Origin of the sequence: Nocardioides sp. GY 10127 (genome assembly GCF_004919085.1) — a bacterium.
In the GTDB taxonomy this organism is placed as follows: domain Bacteria; phylum Actinomycetota; class Actinomycetes; order Propionibacteriales; family Nocardioidaceae; genus Nocardioides.
Map to the genome: position 1 here is coordinate 33,270 of NZ_STGL01000005.1, position 22,133 is coordinate 55,402.

General features: G+C 73.0%; 18 protein-coding genes. 4 read left to right on the forward strand and 14 right to left on the reverse strand.

Features of this window, described 5'->3' with window-relative positions; all coding sequences use genetic code 11:
• Positions 1–162: 162 nt before the first annotated feature.
• From E8D37_RS07430 to E8D37_RS07490, 13 genes are all read right to left on the reverse strand, one after another.
• Entirely contained in the window at positions 163–987 is an 825-nt protein-coding gene (locus tag E8D37_RS07430; RefSeq protein ID WP_136569155.1) for a class II aldolase/adducin family protein, read from the reverse strand.
• A 36-nt stretch (positions 988–1,023) separates the two neighbouring features.
• On the reverse strand, positions 1,024–1,683 hold the full coding sequence (locus E8D37_RS07435) for a lactate utilization protein C (protein ID WP_136569156.1): 660 nt from the start codon (positions 1,681–1,683) through the stop codon (positions 1,024–1,026).
• The gene (locus E8D37_RS07440; protein WP_136569157.1) at positions 1,680–3,236 is read right to left on the reverse strand and encodes a lactate utilization protein B; all 1,557 of its coding nucleotides are present in this window, start codon (positions 3,234–3,236) and stop codon (positions 1,680–1,682) included. The genes E8D37_RS07435 and E8D37_RS07440 overlap by 4 nt, the downstream gene beginning before the upstream one ends.
• Positions 3,233–3,994 (reverse strand): (Fe-S)-binding protein, encoded by a 762-nt coding sequence (locus E8D37_RS07445; RefSeq protein WP_136569579.1) that lies wholly within the window; start codon positions 3,992–3,994, stop codon positions 3,233–3,235. The genes E8D37_RS07440 and E8D37_RS07445 overlap by 4 nt, the downstream gene beginning before the upstream one ends.
• A gap of 241 nt (positions 3,995–4,235) precedes the next feature.
• A complete protein-coding gene (locus E8D37_RS07450) occupies positions 4,236–5,513 on the reverse strand; it encodes an FAD-binding protein (RefSeq protein ID WP_136569158.1) in 1,278 nt (425 codons plus the stop codon).
• 504 nt (positions 5,514–6,017) lie between these two features.
• A complete protein-coding gene (locus E8D37_RS07455; RefSeq protein ID WP_206055631.1) occupies positions 6,018–7,511 on the reverse strand; it encodes a rhamnulokinase family protein in 1,494 nt (497 codons plus the stop codon).
• Between the two features lie 181 nt (positions 7,512–7,692).
• Positions 7,693–9,729, reverse strand: a complete 2,037-nt coding sequence (locus tag E8D37_RS07460) for a bifunctional aldolase/short-chain dehydrogenase (RefSeq protein WP_136569159.1) — start codon at positions 9,727–9,729, stop codon at positions 7,693–7,695.
• Between the two features lie 65 nt (positions 9,730–9,794).
• Positions 9,795–10,973: an L-rhamnose isomerase gene (gene rhaI / locus E8D37_RS07465; RefSeq protein ID WP_136569160.1), complete on the reverse strand. Its 1,179-nt coding sequence runs from the start codon at positions 10,971–10,973 to the stop codon at positions 9,795–9,797.
• Positions 10,974–11,189: 216 nt separating this feature from the next.
• Complete coding sequence (locus E8D37_RS07470; protein WP_136569161.1) at positions 11,190–11,522, reverse strand: L-rhamnose mutarotase; 333 nt, start codon at positions 11,520–11,522, stop codon at positions 11,190–11,192.
• 160 nt (positions 11,523–11,682) lie between these two features.
• The gene (gene rhaS / locus E8D37_RS07475) at positions 11,683–12,717 is read right to left on the reverse strand and encodes a rhamnose ABC transporter substrate-binding protein (protein ID WP_136569162.1); all 1,035 of its coding nucleotides are present in this window, start codon (positions 12,715–12,717) and stop codon (positions 11,683–11,685) included.
• A 23-nt stretch (positions 12,718–12,740) separates the two neighbouring features.
• Positions 12,741–13,832 (reverse strand): ABC transporter permease, encoded by a 1,092-nt coding sequence (locus tag E8D37_RS07480; RefSeq protein ID WP_136569163.1) that lies wholly within the window; start codon positions 13,830–13,832, stop codon positions 12,741–12,743.
• Positions 13,829–14,926, reverse strand: a complete 1,098-nt coding sequence (locus tag E8D37_RS07485) for an ABC transporter permease (protein ID WP_136569164.1) — start codon at positions 14,924–14,926, stop codon at positions 13,829–13,831. The genes E8D37_RS07480 and E8D37_RS07485 overlap by 4 nt, the downstream gene beginning before the upstream one ends.
• Entirely contained in the window at positions 14,923–16,473 is a 1,551-nt protein-coding gene (locus E8D37_RS07490) for a sugar ABC transporter ATP-binding protein (protein ID WP_136569165.1), read from the reverse strand. Before E8D37_RS07490 ends, E8D37_RS07485 begins: the two co-directional genes overlap by 4 nt.
• Before the next feature lie 256 nt (positions 16,474–16,729).
• Here E8D37_RS07490 and E8D37_RS07495 point away from each other — a divergent pair, with 256 nt between their 5' ends.
• The 4 genes from E8D37_RS07495 (at position 16,730) to E8D37_RS07510 (ending at position 21,178) form a co-directional block, all read left to right on the forward strand.
• Positions 16,730–17,755 (forward strand): LacI family DNA-binding transcriptional regulator, encoded by a 1,026-nt coding sequence (locus tag E8D37_RS07495; RefSeq protein ID WP_240770264.1) that lies wholly within the window; start codon positions 16,730–16,732, stop codon positions 17,753–17,755.
• Positions 17,756–17,963: 208 nt separating this feature from the next.
• Entirely contained in the window at positions 17,964–18,530 is a 567-nt protein-coding gene (locus E8D37_RS07500; protein ID WP_136569167.1) for a DUF4956 domain-containing protein, read from the forward strand.
• Positions 18,527–19,339 carry a polyphosphate polymerase domain-containing protein gene (locus E8D37_RS07505; RefSeq protein ID WP_136569168.1) on the forward strand — a complete coding sequence of 271 codons (813 nt, stop codon included), beginning with the start codon at positions 18,527–18,529 and terminating at the stop codon, positions 19,337–19,339. Before E8D37_RS07500 ends, E8D37_RS07505 begins: the two co-directional genes overlap by 4 nt.
• Before the next feature lie 78 nt (positions 19,340–19,417).
• Positions 19,418–21,178 carry a carbohydrate-binding domain-containing protein gene (locus tag E8D37_RS07510; protein WP_206055632.1) on the forward strand — a complete coding sequence of 587 codons (1,761 nt, stop codon included), beginning with the start codon at positions 19,418–19,420 and terminating at the stop codon, positions 21,176–21,178.
• A gap of 61 nt (positions 21,179–21,239) precedes the next feature.
• On the opposite strand, the gene E8D37_RS07515 is transcribed toward E8D37_RS07510, so the two are convergent.
• Positions 21,240–22,130, reverse strand: coding sequence for a LysR family transcriptional regulator (locus E8D37_RS07515; protein WP_136569169.1), 891 nt, complete (start codon positions 22,128–22,130; stop codon positions 21,240–21,242).
• Positions 22,131–22,133: the final 3 nt, after the last annotated feature.

Sequence of the window (22,133 nt, forward strand, 5' to 3'; positions counted from 1 at the left end):
CACGCCCGGTTCGCCCGCGTCCGGCTCCGATCCTGCCCGAACGGTCATGCCCGGCCGGGCAGGAGGACCCAAAACCGAGTGACCACTCGGTTACCGGTCGGGCGCGAAGGTCCCGGACGGGCCGGGGTGCTGCCCGGGCGGGCGGCCCGGGCAGCAGCGGCGTCAGACCCAGCTGTTGTCGACGTCGAACGCCGTGGCCACGCTCTGCAGCTCGGCGCGGGCGAGGCCCTCGGCCGGGCGACCGGCGACGAGGTCCATGTACTCGTACCGGGCACCGGTCTCGGCGTACTCCACCCGGTCCACGGCGCGCGTGGCCGACAGGTCGGAGCGCGCCATCACGCCGTGCTTGCTCCACAGGACGATCTCGTGGGTCCGCAGGCCCTCGACGTTCGCCGCCATCATCTCGGGCGAGCCGGGGACCAGGAACGGGAGCACGCCCACGCCCTGGGGCAGCGCCACCACGGCCTCCGGCTCCCAGCGCAGGATGCGCCGGTTGAAGGTGAGCGTCTCGCGGTAGTCAGCGATGTGGCTCAGGTAGGTCAGGTGCGGGGGCTGCGCGTGGACGACGGCCTGGAACGTGATCCCGCGGCTCGCGACCTGGTCCTGGTGGACCGCGAGGTGGGAGTTGAACTCGCTCGTCAGCCGCTCGAAGAGCCGGCGCGGGGAGGTGTGCAGCGTGCCCTTCTCACCGCCCTCGTGGACGGTCACGGCGCCGACGGAGGCCTCCGGGTCGTCCTGGATCTGGCGCAGCCGCCGGCCCGAGCCCGTCACCAGCAGCGTCCGCCCCGCGAGTGCCGGCGCCGGGACGGGGAGCACGATCTCCTCCGTCAGCGGGAAGCGCCGCCTGACCTCCACGTCCCAGCCGAGGTAGAGCGAGATGTTGCCCGCCCCGGCCTCGCTGGCGTCGATCTCGCAGATCCGCGCCCCGGCGACCCCCATCGAGGTGAGGAGCTCGGTGAGGTCCGGGTACGGCTCGGTCATGGGCATGGCGGCACTGCCTTCCTGATGGGTTCTAGTCGTCGATCACGACACCGGTCCGACCGTGTCGGCCGCGACCAGCAGCACATGGAGCGTCCGGGGCCCGTGCACGCCCTCGACGCGGTCCAGCTCGATGTCGCTGGTCGCGGAGGGGCCGCTGATCCAGGTCAGCGGGGCGCCTGCGGACACCGCGCCCGCGAGCCGGGCGACGGCCTCGGGGACGTCCGCCACGACCTGGTCGGCGCGGACGACGCACACGTGCCGGTCCGGCACGAGGCTGAGCGCCCGGCGACCCTGGCCGGCGGAGTGGTCCAGGACGATGGTGCCGGTCTCGGCCACGCCGACCGCGGCCAGCGTGACGACCGCGTCGACGGCGTCCAGCTCGGCGGCGGTCAGCGGTCCGTCGTCCTCGGTGACGGCCACCGGCACGGCGGCGGCGAGCTCGGCGGGCAGCCCGGCCGGCACGACCACGCGCTGGCCCGGCTCGAACAGCGTGGCCAGGTGCGCGGCCAGCCCCTCGGCGTCCACCTGCTCGACCACGGCCTTGTAGTCCTCCACCCGCTCGACGAAGACGTCGAGGACGTGGCCCTCCGGCGCGGCCGAGAGGGCCGAGGTGATCGGCGGGACGACCGGCTCGGGGGTGGGCGTGACGTCGGCCAGGGCGCTGCGCACCCGGCCCAGGACGGCTTCGCGGGCGGCGCTCATCGGGTCTCCCCCTCGGTGGTCGTGCTGGACGGGGTGGCCGTGCTGTCGGGGCGGGTGCCGCCGTCCGTCCTGGCCCACCACTGGCGGAAGGACTCCGCGGGCGGGGCGGGCAGGTCGCGCGCGCCCGTCCAGGCCACGGCCGGGCCGGCGAGCCGACCGGCGGTGGGGCGTCCACCCGGGAAGGCGGACTTCGAGAGCCGGCCGAGGACGCGACCCGAGAGGCCCGAGGCCTTCTCCACGAGCCCGAGGCGGGAGGCGTCGCTGAACGCCCACGCCGCGCCCTTCATCGCCACGGCCTCGGCCTTGGGCGGGAAGTCGCCGCGGTGGCCGTCGACCACCTTCGTGCGCAGGTGCACCAGGACCTCGGGAATGTCGATGCGCACCGGGCAGGCCTCGAAGCACGCCCCGCAGAGCGAGGAGGCGTACGGCAGGGAGTCGGTCTGCTTCTCGCCCGTGCCCTTGAGCAGCGGGTTCAGGATCGCGCCGATGGGGCCGGGGTAGACCGAGCCGTAGGCGTGGCCGCCGGCGCGCTCGTAGACCGGGCAGACGTTGAGGCAGGCCGAGCAACGGATGCAGCGCAGCGCCTGGCGGCCGACCTGGTCGGCCAGCGCGTTGGTCCGGCCGTTGTCGAGCAGGACGACGTGCACCTCCTGCGGCCCGTCGCCGGGCGTGACGCCCGACCATGTCGAGGTGTACGGGTTCATCCGCTCGCCGGTGGAGGAGCGCGGCAGCAGGCGCAGCAGCGGGTCGAGCTCGGCGAAGGTCGGGACGACCTTCTCGATGCCCACCACGCTCACGAGCACCTCGGGCAGCGTCAGGCACATGCGGCCGTTGCCCTCGGACTCGACGACGACCAGGGTGCCGGTCTCGGCGACGGCGAAGTTGGCGCCCGAGACGCCGACCTTGGCGCGGAGGAACTTCTCGCGCAGGTGCTCGCGCGCGGCGGCGGCGAGGACCTTCGGCTCGTCGGTGAGGTCGGCGGGCGCGGGGCGACCGACGTCCTTCATCCGGCGCAGGAAGATCTCGCGGACCTCGGCCCGGTTGCGGTGGATCGCGGGCACGAGGATGTGGCTGGGCAGGTCGTCGGCGAGCTGGACGATCAGCTCGGCGAGGTCGGTCTCCCAGGCGGCGATGCCCTCGGCCTCGAGCGCCTCGTTGAGGCCGATCTCCTGGGTCACCATCGACTTGACCTTGACCACCTCGTCAGCGCCGTGGCTCTTCGCCACGCGCGCGACGATCGCGTTCGCCTCGGCCGCGTCGCGCGCCCAGTGGACGACGGCGCCGGCCTTCGTCAGCGACTCCTCGAGGAGCTCGAGCTGGCCGGCCAGGTCGTCGAGCGCGCGCTGCTTCACGGCGGCGCCGGCGAGGCGGAGGTCCTCCCAGCCGCCGGGGGCGCCGGCGGCGTGGGCAGCCTCGACCTCGTCGACGAGCTTGGCCCGCTTGGCCCGGATGACGCCGGTGGCGTGGGCGAGGTTGTGCCGCAGCTGGGTGTCGCCGAGGGCGGCGCGTGCCGCGGTCGGGAAGACGGGCATGCCGACGAAGGTGCCGCTCATCGGGCGCTCCCCTCGTGGCTCGCGGTGGACGCCCCGGCCGGCTCGTCCTCCGTGCTGGCGAGGATCTCGGCCAGGTGCATCACCCGGACGCCGGCCTGCTGGCGCGAGAGCGTGCCGCCGATGTGCATGAGGCAGGAGTTGTCGCCCGCGACCAGCACCTCGGCGCCGGTCTCGCGGACGTGCCGCGCCTTGTCGGAGCCCATCGCCACCGAGGTGTCGCTGTTCTTGACGGCGAAGGTGCCGCCGAAGCCGCAGCACTGCTCGGCCGCGGGCAGCTCGCGCAGGCGCAGGCCCCGGACGTTCTCCAGCAGGCGGCGGGGGCGGTCGCCCACGCCCAGCATCCGCAGGGAGTGGCAGGTGGGGTGGTAGGTGACCGTGTGCGGGAAGTAGGCCCCCACGTCCGTCACGCCCAGCACGTCGACCAGGAACTCGGAGAGCTCGTAGGTCTTCGGGGACGTCTCGGCGACCGCCTTCACCAGCGCCGGGTCGCCGGAGCGCTCGGCGACCATCCCGTGCTGGTGCCGGGCGCAGCCCGCGCAGGAGCCGGACGGCGTGATGATCGCGTCGTAGCCGGCGAACGCCTCGGTGAAGGTGCGGACGACCGGCACCGCCTCGTCCAGGTAGCCGGTGTTGACCATCGGCTGGGAGCAGCAGGTCTGCGAGGCCGGGAACTCGACGTCCACCCCCAGGCGGCGCAGCAGCCGCACGACCGCCTTCCCGGTGTCCGGGAACATCGCGTCGTTGATGCACGTGACCATGAGGGCGACCCGCACGGCACTCCTCCCTCCGCCCGGCGCCCCTCGGGCTCCGGTGCGTCTACGCTAGCGCTGATTGAAACGTTTTAATCAGGGTCGAAGGTTAGGTGAGGGCGGTCACACGGGTCAAGCCGCCCGCGCGCACCGCCGGCCCTCCCGACGGACCCCGGCGGGCGCTCCTCCGCGCCCGGTGTCGAACCTACTGCGGCGCGCTGGGCCTCGGCAGGTGTCTCAGGCCGGCGCCTCAGAGCAGACCGAGGCGCTCGAGGTAGCCGTTGGCGAACCGGCCGTCCGGGTCGAGGGCGCGCCGCTGGGCGATCCAGTCCTCCGTATGCTCCCAGAGCCCCAGGTCGACGGGGCGGGTGAACGTCTTGCCCCAGTGGGCGCGCGGCGTGAACGGCGCCAGGGCCTGCTCGACCGCCCGGACGGCGTCCATCCGCGCCGCGACGTTGCGCCAGGTGAAGTGGAAGGCCAGCGAGGCCCGCCCGGCCGAGCCGGAGAGCCAGATGTCGTCCGCGGCGATGGTCCGCAGCTCGGAGACCGCCATCGCCTCGGCGAAGACCGCCGGCGCCGCGTCCACCGCGGCGCGGAGGGCGGCCACCGCGCCGACGGCGTGCTCGAGCGGGACGAACCACTCGGACTGGTCCTCGTCGCCGAAGCTCGGGTCGCCGTCGGGCGGGAAGTGCGGCAGGCGGGTGAACCAGGGGCCGGGCGTGCCGCGGGGCGTGAGGTGCTCGCTGGCGCCGAGCATCGCCGACGGGGCCTCGCCCGGCTGGGGCCTGCCCAGCAGCGCCTCGACCTCCTCGGCAGGGCGTCGGTCGTCGGTGCGGTGCTTGACCACCACGTCGCCGACCGTGCCCCCGGGCTCGTCGACCCAGCGGGTGAAGACGCTGACGCTGTAGCCGGTCGCCATGACGGCGAGCGGGTCGGCGAGGAGCCGCTCCCACGGCAGGCCGGGGTGGATGTCCTGCACGACGTCGAAGGTCGGCACCAGGGCGAGCTCGAGCTCGGCCACCACGCCCTTGGCGCCGAGGCCGACCACCATGCCCTCGAAGCCGGGCTCGCCCCGACGGACGGTGAGCAGGTCGCCGTCCGGCAGGACGACCGTGAGGGCCGCGACCGCCGAGGCGGCGATGCGGTTGCCCGTGCCGGAGCCGTGGGTGCCGGTGGACACCGCGCCGGCGACGCTGATGTGCGGCAGCGAGCCGGTGTTGGGCAGCGCCCACCCGGCGGCGTGGATGGCGGGCAGCGCGTCGACGTAGCGCGCACCGCCCCCGACGAGCGCCGTGCCCGCCGCGGCGTCCACCGAGACGTGGTCGAGGTGGCGCAGCGAGACCTGCGTACCGGGGGTGTCGACGCCGTCGTTGAACGAGTGGCCGGTGCCCAGCACCCGGATCCGGTCGGCCCCGGCGACCACGCGGCGGAGCTCCTCGAGGTCCGCGGGCGCCGAGAACGAGCCCCGCGCGTAGGTGTGGTTGCCCGCCCAATTGCGTGCCGGACCGCCGTCCGCCGCCACCGTCATGCCCGCCTCCTCGCGCCGCCCCGGTGGCGGTGCTCACAGGGTAGGTCGGTCCTCGTGCCCACGAGGACCGAGGGCGGGAGCGGGCGCGGGCTCAGGCGGGTGTGGGCGTCTGTGGTGCCCGTTCGGTCCTCGTGGCGGCGAGGACTGAGCTGTTGGGCGGCGGGTGGGTGCGGTTCGGTCCTCGTGTCGATGAGGACCGAACGGCTTGGCGGCCGGTCGGTGCGGTTCGGTCCTCGTGCCGACGAGGACCGAACGGTCGGCGGCCGGTCGGTGCGGTTCAGTCCTGGTGGCCACGAGGACCGAAGGCGGGAGCGGACGCGGTCGCAGGCGGGCGCAGCAGGGCGTGGCGCCCCTTCGGTCCTCGTGCCGACGAGGACCGAACGAGGGCACCGGTGGGCGCGGGGGACGGTCCTCGTGGCCACGAGGACCGAACGCCACCCAGCCGCCCCGGGGCAGCCCCGGGCAGCGGCAGCCCCGGGGCAGCCCCACCGGCCACCAAACCCGTCAGCGCGGGAGACGCGCCTCGGCAGCGTCCCAGTCGAGCGCGGCGGACGGCTCGAAACGACCCAGCTCGTGGGTGCGCCGCAGCAGCGCACGCATGGCGGGCAGGTCGGGCAGGTCGACGCCGAGGGCCCGGCCCTGCACCAGGACGTTGCCGAGCGCCGCGGCCTCACCGGGGCCGGCGAGCACGGGCACCCCGCAGGCGTCGGCGGTGAGCTGGCACAGGAGGCTGTTGTGCGACCCGCCGCCGACCACGTGGACGACCGAGAAGTCCCGGCCCGCCAGCCGGGCGGCGGTCCGCAGGTGGCGACGGTAGGCCAGGGCGAGCGAGTCGAGGATCGTCCGGGCGATCTCCACCGGCGTGGACGGGACGGGCTCCCCCGCCTCCTCGGCCAGGCGCTGCACGCGGGCCGGCATGTCGCCCGGCGGGAGCAGGCGCGGGTCGTTGATGTCGACGACGGTGCGCAGCGGCTCCGCGTCGGCCGCGGCGGCCAGCAGCGTGGCCAGGTCGGTGCCGGGCACCCCGCGCTCCGCCCAGCGCTTCTGCGACTCCGAGAGCACCCAGAGCCCCATCACGTTCTTGAGGAACCGGACGGTGCCGTCGACGCCGCCCTCGTTGGTGAAGTCGGCGAGGCGGGCCTCCTCGGTGAGCACCGGCTCCGGCAGCTCGAGGCCGACCAGCGACCAGGTGCCCGACGAGACGTAGGCGAAGTCCTCGTTCGCGGCGGGCACGCCGACGACGGCCGAGGCGGTGTCGTGCGAGCCCACGGCCACGACGGGCACCTGCGCACCCTCGGGCAGCCCGATGGCCTCCGCGATGGCGGGGAGCAGGTGGCCGACGACCGACCCCGGGTCCCGCAGGGGCGGCAGGACGCCGGCCCGCAGGCCGGCCTTCTCGACCAGCTCGGTCGCCCACTCACCGGTGGTGGCGTCGTAGAGCTGGGTGGTGGAGGCGTTGGTCCGCTCCGCGCCGACCTCGCCCGTGAGCCAGTAGCCCAGCAGGTCGGGCAGCATGAGCAGGGTCTCGGCCTGCTCCAGCGCGGCGGTGCCTCGGGCGGCCACGAGCTGCCACAGCGTGTTGAACTGGAGCTGCTGGAGCCCGGTGGTCGCGTAGAGCCCGGCGGCGTCGAACCCGGAGCCCGGGTCGGCGAGCGCCTGCTCGGCCACGCCGTCGGTGCGGCTGTCGCGGTAGGTGTACGGGTTGCCGAGGAGCCGGCCGTCACGGTCGAGCAGGCCGTAGTCGACCGCCCAGGAGTCGATGCCGACGGCGTCCAGGCGTCCGGTCGCCACGACCTTGGTGAGACCGGCGAGGATCTCGCGGTGGATGCCCAGCACGTCCCAGAACAGCCCGTCGTGGGCCCGCACCCCGCCGTTGGGGAAGCGGTGGACCTCCTCCAGGTGCAGCGTCGTCGGGGAGACGGTGGCGACCATGATCCGGCCGCTGGTGGCGCCGAGGTCGACGGCCGCGACGCGCATCGCCGTGGTGGGGGTGCTCATGGTGCGGTTCCTCGCTGTGCTGGGGCCGACCGTGGGCCCTGCGGGGGCAGGTCCTGACGCGTCGGCATGGGTGGGTCTCGAGCAGGGGGGGTGGTGCGCCGCACCCGCCGGACCGGCCCAGAGGTAGGGGTCGGTCCGACGGGTGCGGGTGCTGCGGTCCCGCGCGGTGCGCGGGGCTGGGTCAGCGCAGGAACGCGGCCGCCACACCGGCGTCCACGGGGATGTGGAGACCGGTGGTGTGGGTCATCTCCGGGCCGCAGAGCACGAAGACGGCGTTCGCGATGTTCTCCGGGAGCACCTCGCGCTTGAGGATGGTCCGCTGGGCGTAGTACTTGCCCAGGTCCTGCTCGTCGACGCCGTAGACGGCGGCGCGGTTGGCGCCCCAGCCGCCGGCGAAGATGCCGGAGCCCTGGACGACGCCGTCGGGGTTCACGCCGTTGACCTTGATCTGGTGGGCGCCGAGCTCGGCGGCCAGCAGACGGACCTGGTGGGCCTGGTCGGCCTTGGCGGCACCGTAGGCGACGTTGTTCGGGCCGGCGAAGATCGAGTTCTTCGAGGAGATGTAGACGATGTCGCCGCCCATCTCCTGCTCGATCATCACCTTGGCGGTGGCCTGGGCGACGAGGAACGAGCCCTTCGCCATGACGTCGTGCTGGAGGTCCCAGTCCTTCTCGGTGGTCTCGAGCAGCGAGCGCGAGAGCGAGAGGCCGGCGTTGTTGACGACGAGGTCGACACCGCCGAACGCGAGCACCGCGGCGTCCACCATGGCCTTGACGGCCTCGGCGGAGGAGACGTCCACCTGGACGCCGACGGCGACGTCGGTGCTGCCGATCTCGGCGGCCGAGGCGATCGCCTTCTCGAGGTTCAGGTCCGCGATGACGACGCAGGCGCCCTCGGCGGCCAGCTTCTTGGCGGTGGCCAGGCCGATGCCGGAGGCGGCACCGGTGACCAGCGCGACGCGGGTGGCGAGCGGCTTGGGCTTCGGCATCCGCTGGAGCTTGGCCTCCTCCAGCGCCCAGTACTCGATCCGGAACTTCTCCGACTCGTCGATGGGGGCGTAGGTGGAGAGGCCCTCGGCGCCGCGCATCACGTTGATGGCGTTGATGTAGAACTCGCCGGCCACGCGGGCGGTCTGCTTGTTCTTGCCGAAGGAGAACATGCCGACGCCGGGGACGAGGACGATGAGCGGGTCCTTGCCGCGGATCGCCGGGCTGTCCGGGGTGGCGTTGCGCTCGTAGTAGCCGGCGTAGTCCTCGCGGTAGGCGACCGCGATCTCCTTGAGGCGGGCGATGGAGTCCTCGACCGACGCGTCCGCGGGCAGGTCGAGCACCATCGGCTTGACCTTGGTCCGCAGGAAGTGGTCCGGGCAGGACGTGCCGAGCTCGGCCAGGCGCGGGTGGTTCTCGGCCTCGAGGAAGTCCAGGACGACCTGAGCGTCGGTGAAGTGACCGACCATCGGGGCGTCGCCGGACGCGATGCCACGGATCGTCGGGGCCAGGGCGGCGGCCTTGGCCTTGCGCTCGGCCTCGGGCAGCGGGCCGAAGCCGGCGAGCTTCCCGCCGAACGGCTCGGCCTTCGAGTTCTCCGCGATGTAGGACGCGGCGGTGTCGATGATCCAGAGGCTGTTGGTCTCGGCCTCCTCGGAGGTGTCGCCCCAGGCGGTGATGCCGTGGCCGCCGAGGATGCAGCCGATCGCCTGCGGGTTCTTCTCCTTGATCTCGGCGATGTCGAGACCGAGCTGGAAGCCGGGGCGGCGCCACGGGACCCAGACGACCTTGTCGCCGAAGATCGTGGTGGTCAGCTCCTGGCCGTCCTTCGACGTCGCGATGGCGATGCCGGAGTCGGGGTGCAGGTGGTCCACGTGCGCGGCGTCGACGAGGCCGTGCATGGCGGTGTCGATGGACGGCGCGGCGCCACCCTTGCCGTGCAGGCAGAAGTCGAACGCGGCGACCATCTCGTCCTCGCGGTCGATGCCCGGGTAGACGTTGACCAGCGAGCGCATCCGGTCGAGGCGGAGGACGGCCAGGCCGGACTCCTTGAGGGTGCCGAGGTCGCCACCGGACCCCTTGACCCAGACCAGCTCGATCTCCTCACCGGTGACCGGGTCGGTCTCGGTGCCCTTGGCGGAGGTGTTGCCGCCGGCGTAGTTGGTGTTCTTGGGGTCCGCGCCGAGGCGGTTCGAGCGCGCGATCAGGTCGGCGGCTGCGGGGTTCGTCATGTCTCTCGTTTTCCTCGTCGGAGTTGACGTGTCGGTGGTGACGGGCTGAACGGACGTGGACCGGATCAGGTCCAGGACATCTGGGTGCCGCCGACACGGGCGGCCTCGATCTGCTCCTGGTAGCCCGAGGCCGCGTAGGCCTTCATCGGGTCGGCGGGCAGGCCCCGCTCCTCGCGCCAGGCGGCGAGGTCGGCGCGGACGTCGGTGTAGAAGGCGTCCATCAGGATCTGGTGGGCGGCGAGCACCTCGCCGGCGTCCTGCGCGGCGGTGAGCGCCTCGCGGTCGACGAGCAGCGCACGCGCCGTCATCTCCTGGACGTTGAGCACCGACCGCATCTGGCCGGGGATCTTGCCCTCGACGTTGTGGCACTCGTCGAGCATGAAGGCGACCGGGCTGGTGCCGTCCGGGTTGGCCGGGCCGTAGCCGCCGTTGCGGATGACCTCGAAGATGATGCGGAACAGCTGGAACGGGTCCGCGGCGCCCACGATCAGGTCGTCGTCGGCGTAGAAGCGGCTGTTGAAGTCGAACGACCCGAGCTTGCCCAGGCGCAGGAGCTGCATCGCGATGAACTCGATGTTCGTGCCGGGCGCGTGGTGACCGGTGTCGAGGCAGACCACGGCCTTGTCGCCGAGCGCGCTGACCTGGGCGTACGAGGTGCCCCAGTCCGGCACGTCGGTGTGGTAGAACGCCGGCTCGAAGAACTTGTACTCGAGCACGAGGCGCTGCTCGTCGCCGATGCGGTCGTAGATCTTGCTCAGCGAGTCGTGCAGGCGGTCCTGGCGGCCGCGCAGGTCGGCCTGGCCCGGGTAGTTCGAGCCGTCCGCGAGCCAGATCTTGAGGTCCTGGCTGCCGGTGGCGTTCATGACGTCGATGCACTCGAAGTGGTGGTCGATCGCCTTCTGGCGGATCTTGGCGTCGGCGTGCGTGAGGCCGCCGAACTTGTAGTCGTCGTCCTGGAACGTGTTGGAGTTGACCGTCCCGAGCTTCACGCCGAGGCCCTGGGCGTACTCGCTCAGCGCGGCGAAGTCGTCGACGAGGTCCCACGGGATGTGGAGGGCGACGGACGGCGCGAGGCCGGTGTGCTTGTGCACCTGGGCCGCGTCCGCGATCTTCTCCTCCACGGTGCGCGGCGTGCCGGGGCTGCCGAACACCTTGAAGCGGGTGCCCGAGTTGCCGAACGCCCACGAGGGCAGCTCGATGGCCTGGCCCTCCAGGAGGGGGGCGATCGAGGCGAAGTCAGTCATGGTCTACTCCAGTTCTGAAACGTTTCATTGCACAGGATGGCGCGTGAGCCCGCAGATGTCGAGCCCGCGACCGCGCTCGCCCCCGGTGCGGTCGGGGCAGGGACCCGGGCTCGGGTCTCTCCCCCGGCCGCACCGTCCGTCCCGCCGTCGGCGGGTCCGGTGGCGTCCGGTCGGTGGTGCGGTGCGTGGTGTCCGGCGGGTGCCGGACCGGGTGGATCAGGACGGCAGCTGGTCGGCGAGGTGGAAGACCTCGCGGACGAAGTGGAAGCCCTCGTCCGGCGGGGTGTCCCCGTCGGCGAAGAGCCGCGCCATCTCCGCCTGCCAGCGGGCGTTGACCTCGGTCTCGGCCATGGCGGCGAGCGAGGCGTCGAGGTCGTCCGACTCGACGTAGCCGATGAGGAGCCCGTCCTCGCGCAGGAAGAGCGAGTAGTTGCGCCAGCCGGTGGCGTCCAGGGCCTGGCACATCTCCGGCCACACGTGGGCGTGCGCCTCGGCGTAGGCCTCGAGGTGGGCGGGGTCCACCTGGCTGGTGAAGCAGTAGCGGGGCACGGGGGCTCCCCTTCCGGGTCGTGCGGGAGGTGCGGGGTGCGGGTGGCCCGGCCGGTGGGGCCGGGCCACCCGCCCGCGTCGCCGGGGCGACGCGGTGCCGATCAAGGATCAGCCGATCAGGGATCAGCGGATCAGCTCGTCAGCCGATCGACGTCGACGATCAGAAGTCGAAGTCGTCGATGTTGTCGGCGTTGAACTTGTACGGGTCGCCGAGGAGGACGGTCCCGTCCGCGCCCACGGTGTAGTCGCCCAGGTCGCCGGCGGTGAAGGTGTCGCCCTCGGCGCCGGTGATGGTGCCGTCGACGAGCGCCTTGGCGGCGTAGGCGGCCAGGTAGCCCAGCTCCTCCGGGTTCCACAGGGCGAACTCGGTGACGGTGCCGTCCTTGACGTACTCACGCATCTGGTTCGGGGTGCCGAGGCCGGTCACGGCCACCTTGCCCTTGTAGGAGGAGGTGGAGACGTAACGAGCGGCGGCCGCGATGCCCACGGTGGTGGGGCTGACGATGCCCTTGAGGTCCGGGTAGGTCTGCAGCAGGGCGGCGGTCTTGTCGAACGAGGTCTGGTCGTCGTCGTCGCCGTAGACCACGTCGACGAGGTCGATGTTCGGGTGGTCGGCCTTGAGGTCCTTCTTCATGAGCTCGATCCAGGCGTTCTGGTTCGTCGCGTTGGCCGCGGCGGACAGGATCGCGATCTGGCCCGAGTCACCGATCTGGTCGGCGATCATGTCGACCTGCACCTTGGCGATGCCCTCGGCGGTGGCCTGGTTGACGTAGATGTCGCGGCAGTCGGTGTCGACGTCGGAGTCGAAGGTGACGATCTTGACGCCCGCGTCGCTGGCCTGGTTGAGGCTGTCGCAGAGGGCGGTCGGGTCGTTGGCCGAGAGCACCAGGGCGGAGGTGCCCTGCTGCGCGGCGGTCTGGATGAAGGAGACCTGGCCGTCGGGGGTGGCCGTGTCGGGGCCGACCTCGCTGTAGGTGCCGCCGAACTCCTCGACGGCCTTCTGGCCGCCGGCGTCGGAGGTCTCGAAGTACGGGTTGCCCAGGTTCTTGGGCAGGAAGGTGACCGAGATGTCCCCGTCGGAGGAGGAGGACGAGTCGGACGAGGTGTCCGTGGTGCTGCCGCAAGCGGTCAGACCCAGGGTCGCGCTGAGCACGACGGCCGCGACGGCCGAGGCACGCCGGTTGAGGAACTTCATCGTTCTTCCCTTCTGGTGGGGTGTCAGGACGACAGTGACCGCTTGCCGGCAGCTGTCGCGTCCGGGCCGCTGCGCGACCCGCTTGCCCGCCTGGACCTGAGCGCCGAGATGCCGGCCAGGAGGCTGGTGGACAGGACCGAGAGCACGAGGAGCCCCCCGATCACGATGTTGGTGACGTTGACCGTCAGCCCCTCGAGCGTCATCGCGGAGCGGATGACGCCGATGAGGAGCACACCGGCGATGACGCCGTGCAGAGCACCGCGGCCGCCGAAGATGGAGACGCCGCCGAGGAGCACGGCCGCGACGACCTGGAGCTCCATGCCGGTGGCGTTGTCGCCGCGGGCGCTGCCGTAGCGCAGCGTGTAGTAGACGCCGGCCAGGGCCGCGACGACGCCCGAGATCATGAAGAGCAGCAGCTTGGTGCGGGCGACGTCGACGCCGGTGAAGTGCGCCGCCTCGTCGTTCAGGCCGATCTCGAAGATGCCGCGGCCGAACGAGGAGAAGTGCAGCATCCAGGCGATGAGCAGCGCGAGCACCGCGATCGGCACGAGGACGACCGGGTACGGCGAGGAGTTGCCCAGCTGGGCGGTCGCCAGGTCCTTCCAGGACTGCGGGAAGTCGGTCTTCGCCGCGGTGCCGAGCAGGCCCTCCGCGATGCCGCGGTAGAGGGCGAGCGTGCCGATGGTGACCGCCAGCGACGGCAGCCCCACGTAGGCCACGAGGAAGCCGTTGAAGGCGCCGCACGCCAGGCCGGCCAGCAGGGCCAGCACGATCGCGACGGGCATCGACAGCCCGGCGTCCACGTGCAGGAGGCCGACCAGGCAGGACGAGAGGCCCACCACGGAGGCCACCGACAGGTCGATCTCGCCGGTGATGATCACGGCCGTCATCGGCAGGGCGATGAGGAGGACCGGGATGTTGTCGAGGAAGAGGTAGTAGAGCGTCAGCGGGCTCGAGAAGTTCTCCACCGTCGCCGACGAGAACACGTAGACGAGGAGGAAGAGGCCGATGACGGCCATCTCGCGGGTGAGGAGCACGCGGCTCCACAGCGGCCGGGAGAAGGACGGGTAGGTGCGGGCCGGCGCCTGGTCCGGCGAGGCGGTCAGCGTGCTCATGCGGTCACCTGCGGGCTGCTCGGGGCGGACGGGGACGAGGGGGCGGCACCGGGCGGCGCCGAGCCGCCGGAGGGCGGTGCCTCGTCGCGGGCGGCGACCAGGGCGGCGTCCTGACGGACCGAGAGCACCCGGTCGAGGGCGATGGCGCCGAGGATCAGGGCGCCGACGACGGCCTGCTGCCAGAAGTCGGAGATGCCGAGGATCGGGAGCACCGAGTTGATCGTGACCAGGAGGTAGGCGCCCACGGCCGCACCGAGGGCCGTGCCGCTGCCGCCGAAGATGGCGACGCCGCCGATGACCGCGGCGCCGACGGCCTGGAGCTCGTAGCCCTGGCCGGCGCCGGAGGAGACGGTGCCGTAGCGGGCCAGGTACATGACCCCGCCCAGGCCGGCGAGCGCCCCGGAGGCGACGAAGGCGAGGAGGACGCGGCGGGTGACCTTGAGGCCGTAGAGCTGCGCGGCGTCGGGGTCCGAGCCGATGGCGTACAGCTCGCGCCCGGCGCGGGTGCTGGAGAGCACGTAGGCGCCGACGGCGAGCACCACGAGGGCCAGGATGGTGAGGACCGGGATGGTGAGGACCTGCTGGGTGCCCAGGTTCGAGAAGGACGCCGGGATCTGGTCCGCGTTGATCCGGCTGGAGCCGGCCCAGGTGAGGAAGATGCCGCGGTAGATGTACATCGTGCCGAGGGTGATGACCAGCGCCGGGACCTTGCCGAACGCCACGAGGGCGCCGTTGACGAGGCCGAGCACCGCGCCCATGAGGACGGCGAGCAGGACCACGACGACGATGGGCAGGTTCGGGTGGTCGATGAAGAGCCGACCCGAGAAGTAGGCGCAGAGGCCGAGCGTCGAGCCGACCGACAGGTCGACGGAGCGCGTGATGATCACGCAGGCCTGGCCGATCGCGAGGACCAGCAGCATGGACGGGTTGAGCAGGACGTTGCGCCAGCCGTCGGAGCTGAAGAGGAACGAGTGCGTCTTCAGCGTCGCGACCAGGACCAGGAGGACGAGCACGGCCGCGATGGCGAGCTCGCGCGAGCGCAGGAGCCTGGTGACCAGGCCGGCCCGGCCGGGGTGGACGAGGGTGGCGCTCACGCCGAGACCTCCTGGGAGTCGGGGCCGGCACCGCCGGCGGTGGTCGCGCCGGCCACGTGGCCGTCGCGGTGGGTGGCGGCGTGCATGACGTTCTCCGGCGTGGCGTCGTCGCGGGCGATGTCGGCGGTGAGCCGGCCCTCGCAGACGACGAGCACGCGGTCGGCCATGCCCAGCACCTCGGGCAGCTCGGAGGAGATCATCAGGATCGCCATGCCCTGGCCGGCCAGGTCGGAGAGCAGCCGGTGGACCTCGGACTTGGTGCCGACGTCGATGCCGCGGGTGGGCTCGTCGATGATCAGCAGCGAGGGGTTCGTCGCCAGCCACTTGGCGATGACGACCTTCTGCTGGTTGCCGCCGGACATGGTGGCGGCACGCATGTCGAGGGCCGAGGTCTTCACCTCGAGCTTGGCGGACCAGGGGCCGGCCGCGCGGTTCTCGGCGGCGGTGGTGAGGACGCCGAAGCGGCTCAGGCCGCGGCGGATGACGCCGGCGACGTTGCGCGCCACCGAGCCCTCGGTCACGAGGCCCTGCTTGCGGCGGTCCTCGGGGATGAGCGCCATGCCGGCGGCGATCGCGGCGCGCGGGTTCCCGCCGGGGATCTGCGCCCCGCCGAGGCGCACGCTGCCCTCGGAGTAGGAGTCGACGCCGAAGACCGCGCGGGCGATCTCGGATCGGCCGGCGCCGACGAGGCCGGCGAGGCCGACGATCTCGCCCGCACGCACCTGGAAGCTGACGTCCCGGAAGAGGCCGGGCGAGGTGAGTCCGGCGACGTCGAGGACGACGTCCCCGATCTCGGCGGGGGTCTTCGGGAAGAGCTCGGAGACCTCGCGGCCGACCATCTTGGCGACGATGCCGTCGACGGAGGTGTCGGCGATCCGCTCGGTGGAGACGTACTCGCCGTCGCGCATCACGGTCACCGTGTCGCAGAGCTCGAACACCTCCTCGAAGCGGTGGGAGATGAAGACGATGCCGCGGCCCTCGTCGCGCAGCTGGCGGGCGACGTTGAAGAGCCGCTCGACCTCGACGCCCGAGAGGGCGGCGGTGGGCTCGTCCATGATGAGGAGCGAGGCGTCCAGCGAGATGGCCTTGGCGATCTCGAGGATCTGCTGGTCGGCGATCGAGAGGCCCTTGGCCGGACGGCGGGGGTCGATCGCGACGCCCAGGCGCTGGAACAGCGCGGCCGCCTCGGCGTACATCGCGCCCTTGTCGATCCGCCACGAGCGGCCGGGCTGGCGGCCCATGAAGATGTTCTCGCTGACGTCGAGGTCCGGGAAGAGCGTCGGCTCCTGGTAGATCACCGCGACGCCCGCGGCCTTGGACTCGGCGGTGGAGCCGAAGTCGGCCTCCTGCCCGTTCAGCTCGAAGACCCCGGCGTCGCGGCGGTGCACGCCGGCGACGATCTTGATCAGCGTCGACTTGCCCGCGCCGTTCTCGCCGACCAGAGCGTGGATGGATCCAGGCTGGACGGTGAGGCTGGCGGAGCGCAGCGCGCGGACGGCGCCGAAGGACTTGCTGACGTCCTTGAGCACCAGGGTGGCGGCAGCCATCGAGCTCCCCCTGTTCGATGATTGAAACGTTTTAATCCGGAACGTCGAGAACCGTAGGTGAGGGCGGTCACACCAGTCAAGAGGGGACTGAGAATCCGCCCAACGACCCTGGCAGTGACCAGGGCGACAGATGTGGGAGACGGGCGTCACGCAGATCCTGCGGAAGTGGCGTGAGCAGGGCCACACGCGCCTAGACTGCGCCAAGATCGTTTCAACGAGGACGTCCCGGGGCGGACTGGACCAGTGGAGGTGGACCGTGCCGACGAGCGCGAACCGCTCCGTGTCCGTGAAGGACGTCGCCGCCGCCGCGGGCGTCTCGCTCGGCACCGTCTCGAACGTCCTCAACAAGCCCGACCGGGTCAGCGAGGCCACCCGGCAGCGCGTCCTGGCGGCCATGACCGACCTCGGCTTCGTGCGCAACGAGTCCGCCCGCCAGCTCCGCTCGGGCGTCAGCCGCACGCTCGCCTACCTCATGCTCGACGCCAGCAACCCGTTCTTCACCGACGTCGCCGCCGGCATCGAGACCGAGGCCGAGACCCACGGCCTCACCGTCGTGCTCTGCAACTCCGGCAGCCGCGGCGCCCGCGAGCAGGCCCACCTGGAGCTCTTCGAGCAGCAGCGGGTCCAGGGCCTCCTGGTCACCCCGGTCGACCCCGACTCGCCGACGCTCGACGCCGTGGCCCGGCGCGGGACCCCGGTCGTCATCGTCGACCGCACCCGCGACGACGACTCCCTGTGCTCCGTGGCCGTGGACGACGTCCTGGGCGGGCGGATCGGCATCGAGCACCTGCTCGACCGCGGCCACCGCCGGGTGGCCTTCATCGGCGGCCCGGCCGACCTCGGCCAGGTCCGCGACCGGCTCGAGGGCGCCCGTTCCGCCTGGTCGGACGCAGGGCTGGACCCCGAGGACCTGCTCACGCTGCGCACCGAGGACCTCCGGGTCGCCGACGGCCGCGAGGCCGGCCAGCGGCTGGTCGGGCTGCCGGCGTCCCGCCGCCCCACCGCGGCCTTCTGCGTCAACGACTTGATCGCCCTGGGCCTGCTCCAGCAGATCACCCAGGCCGGCCTGCGCACCCCCGACGACCTGGCCATCCTCGGCTACGACGACATCGACTACGCCGCCGCGGCGGCCGTCCCGCTCTCCTCGGTGCGCCAGCCCCGCCAGCAGCTCGGCCGCACCGCGGCGGACCTCGCGATGACCGAGGCCGCCGGCGGCCCGCACACCCACCGCCGGGTGCTCTTCACCCCCGAGCTGGTGGCCCGGGCGTCCACGCTCGGCTGAGCCCGCACCGACGCCCACACCGACGCCCGCACCCGCGCCGGCTCGCCCGGCAGGGGTGCCGACACCTGTCGTGTTCTCCCTGCCTCACAGACCACGCACAGGCCCCCTTCACCTCCGTCGCAGCGACGACCGGCTTCCTGGTGGACGTCGAGGAGTCACCTCCTCGTCACCCACCGTTCACCGTTCGCACGGACCCCGGAGTAGGCCCATGACCGAGCTGCCCATGATCCTCGTCGACCTCGTGGCGGTGGCCGCGCTCGTCGCAGTGTTCCTGGTGCGGCACCGCCGGCCCGACCTCGTGGTGGCCTACCTCGGGGTCAACGTCGGCGTCCTGGCCGTCACCGCCGTGCTGGCGACCAGCAGCGTCGGGGCCGGGCTCGGGCTCGGGCTGTTCGGCGTCCTCTCGATCATCCGGCTGCGTTCCACCGAGCTCGCCCACCACGAGATCGCCTACTACTTCGCCGCCCTCGCGCTGGGCCTCGTGGCCGGCGTCGCGGCGGCGCTCGACGGGCTGGCCATCGCCCTCATGGCGGCCATCCTGGTGGCGCTGTGGCTGGGCGACCACCCGCGGGTGGCGCAGCCGACGAGGACCCAGGAGCTGGTGCTCGACCGCGCCTGGACCGACCAGGCCGCGCTCGTCGCGCACCTCGACGAGCTGCTCGGCAGCGAGGTGGTCGACGCCCGTGTGACCAGCACGAACCTCGTCAACGACACCACCACCGTGGTGGTCCGGCACCGCCCGCGGGCGGCGGTGCCCGCCGGGGTCGCCCGATGACGGCCCTGCCGCACGGCGCGGCCGCCACGCCCGTCCACGAGGGGCACGGGTGGACCTCCCACCTCGCCCCCGTCGGCCTCGACGAGCTCGTCGAGAGCGCCGAGCTGCTCACCCGCGTCGACCGCAAGTACGTGGTGCCGCGCGCCCGGGCGGAGGCGCTGCTCGCCGCCGTCCCGGCCGACACCCGGGTGCTGGAGATCGACGGCTCGCGCGACTTCGGCTACCGCTCCGACTACCTCGACACCCCCGGGCTGGACGCGTTCTGGCTGGCCGGCCAGGGCCGGCGCCGACGGTTCAAGGTCCGTGAGCGCACCTACCTCGACACCGGCGCCACGTTCCTGGAGGTCAAGACCCCCGCCGCCCGCGGCACCAACCTCAAGGAGCGGGTGCTGCGCAGCCACCGCGGTCCGCTGGACGTCGCCGAGCGACAGTTCCTCGACGAGCGGCTGCGGGCCGCACGGGTGCCCGCGCACGTCCGTGCGGGCGACCTCGCGCCATCGCTGACCAGCAGCTACCGCCGCACCACCCTGCTGCTCAGCGGTGGCGGGGGCAGCCGCGCCACCCTCGACGCCGACCTCGCGTGGGCCCTGCCCGGGGACGGTTCCCGGCTCGGCGTCCCCGGCGTCGTCGTGGTCGAGACCAAGACCGGCTCCACCCCGTCGGCCGTCGACCGGCTCCTGTGGCGGGCCGGCCACCGCCCCGTCCGGCTCTCCAAGTACGGCACCGGGCTCACCGCGCTGCGTGCCGACCTCCCCCGGCTGCGCTGGCACCGGGTGCTCGAGAAGCACCTCGGAATGCCCCGGGACTGAGCGCGATCCGTCGCCCCCTTGCCCTTCTCCCTCCCCCCGCACCTTCCCCGCACCGCACCCTGACCACTGGAGCTCACCGTGCCCGCACCCCGCACCTCCCGCACCCGCCGCCTGGGCGGTCGCCTCGCCGCGGCCGTCGTCTCCGCCACCGCCGTCCTGGCGCTGGCCGCCTGCTCGGCGGGGGACGACACCGCCGCCACCTCGTCCTCCGGGTCCGACTCGAGCGCCTCGAGCGCCGCCGCCGGCACCGCGGGCACGACCGCCGCCGAGGCCTTGGCCGAGAACGCCGAGGTCGAGACCGGCGACGCCGACTACGACGCGTCGTCCGCCACCACCGTGGCCCTGGCCGACGGTGACTCGTCGGCGAGCGGGGACGGCAGCGACGGCGTGAGCGTCGACGGGGACACGGTCACGATCACCGCCGCCGGCACCTACGTCCTGTCCGGCAGCCTCTCCGACGGTCAGGTGGTCGTCTCCACCGCGGACGAGGGCACCGTGCGGCTCGTCCTGGACGGCGTCGACCTCACCTCCTCCGACGACTCGCCGCTGGTGGTGGAGGACGCCGAGGCCGTCGTGGTCGTGCTCGCCGACGGCAGCGACAACGTCCTGGCCGACGGGGACGGCTCGACCGCCGACGACGACGCCGACGACCCCGTCAACGCCACGCTCTTCTCCACCGCCGACCTCACCATCGCGGGCAGCGGGTCCCTCACCGTCTCCAGCCACGCCGACGGCATCACCAGCAAGGACGGCCTGGTCGTCACCGGCGGCACGATCACGGTCGAGGCCGCCGACGACGGCCTCCGCGGGAAGGACTACCTCGCGGTGTCCGGCGGCACGATCACGGTGGACGCGGGCGGGGACGGGCTGAAGTCCGACGGCGACTCCGACGACACCGTCGGCTTCCTCTCGCTCACCGGCGGCAGCCTGGACGTGGTCGCCGGCGACGACGGGGCCACGGCCACCACCGACGTCCTCGTGGACGGCGCGGACCTCACCGTGAGCGCCGGCGGCGGCTCCGCCGACGCCTCGGAGGACTCCGGCGCCAAGGGCCTCGTCGGCGGGTCCAGCGTGGTGGTCTCGTCGGGGACGGTGGACGTCGACTCCGCGGACGACGCGCTGCACTCGGACTCGATCGTCTCGATCACCGGCGGCACGGTCGTGGCCGCCAGCGGGGACGACGGCGTGCACGCCGACGGGGACCTCAGCGTCACCGACGGCACCGTCACCGTCACGTCCTCCTACGAGGCGCTCGAAGGCGCCACCGTGGAGATCGCGGGCGGCACCCTCGACGTCACCTCCTCCGACGACGGCGTGAACGTCACCGGCGACGAGACCACCAGCGCGCTGCTCACCATCTCCGGCGGCGACCTCACCGTCACCGCCGGCGGCGACGGCCTCGACAGCAACGGCCTGGGCACGATGACGGGCGGCACGGTGGTCGTCTACGGGCCGACCGAGTCCGGCAACGGCGCGCTCGACGTCGACTCCATGCTCGTCGTCTCGGGCGGCAGCCTCTCGGCCGTGGGGTCGAGCGGGATGGCGCAGTCGCCGAGCACCGACTCCTCGCAGTCGTTCGTGGCGGCCACCTTCGACACCGTGGACGCCGGCACGACCCTCCAGCTCCTCGACTCCGACGGGGACGTCGTCGCCGAGGTCACCACCCCCGAGGCCGTCTCGTCGTGGGTGTTCTCGAGCAGCGACGTGGTCGACGGCGACTCCTACACGGTCGCCGTCGACGGCACCACGCTCACCACCGTCACCGCGGGCGAGGGCTCGTCCGGGATGGGCGGCGGGATGGGCGGGCACGGCGGCCCCGGTGGCGGCCCCGGCCACTGAGCCGGCGCCTGGGCACGGCGCCTGGGCACGGCGCTGAGGTGCCGGCGCTGAAGGGCCGGGGCTACGGCACCGGTTCGGTCGCCGCGCGGACGAGCGCGGCGACCTGCGCGGCCGCCGGGCCGGCGTCCGGGTGCGAGACGAGCGCGAGCTCGACGGTCTCGGGGCGGGCCAGCGGCACGTAGGCGACCCCGTCGACCCGCAGCGCCTGCACCGACGCGGGGACGAGGGCGACGCCCATGCCGGCCGCGACGAAGACCACGAGCGTCGCGGTCTCGGAGACCTCCAGGACCTCGCGGGGGCTGAAGCCCGCGGCGCGGCAGGCGGCGAGGACGCGCTCGTGCATGGCCGAGCGGTGCCCCGAGGGGTGGGTCACGAGGCTCTCCTCGGCGAGAGCGGCGAGGTCGACCGCCTCCCGCCCCGCGGACGGGTGGCCCGCCGGCAGCACCGCCACGAACGGCTCGGTGCGCAGCGGCGTCACCTCCAGGTCGTCGACCGGCTCCGCGCCCGGCCGCACCACCGCCAGGTCGAGCGAGCGCTCGCGGACCGCGTCGAGCAGGCCGGGCGCGAGGAGCTCCCCGCGCAGGTCGAGCCGGACCCCCGGGAGGCGCTCCCTCGCCAGGCGGGCGAGGCGGGGCAGGACGTCGTAGGTGGCCGTGCCCACGAAGCCCACCGACACCCGCCCCAGCCGGCCGGCGGCCACCTCGGCGAGGTCGTCGGTGGTGCGGTCGAGGTCGGCGAGGACGTCGAGCGCCCGCTGCTGGAGCAGGCGGCCGGCGTCCGTGAGCTCGACGCGGCGGGTGCTGCGGTCCACGAGCCGGACCCCGACCTCGCGCTCGAGCTGTCGCAGCTGCTGGGAGAGCGCCGGCTGGGCCAGGTGCAACCGGGCGGCGGCGCGGCCGAAGTGCTTCTCCTCGGCGAGGGCGACGAAGGATCGCAGGTGACGCAGCTCCACGGC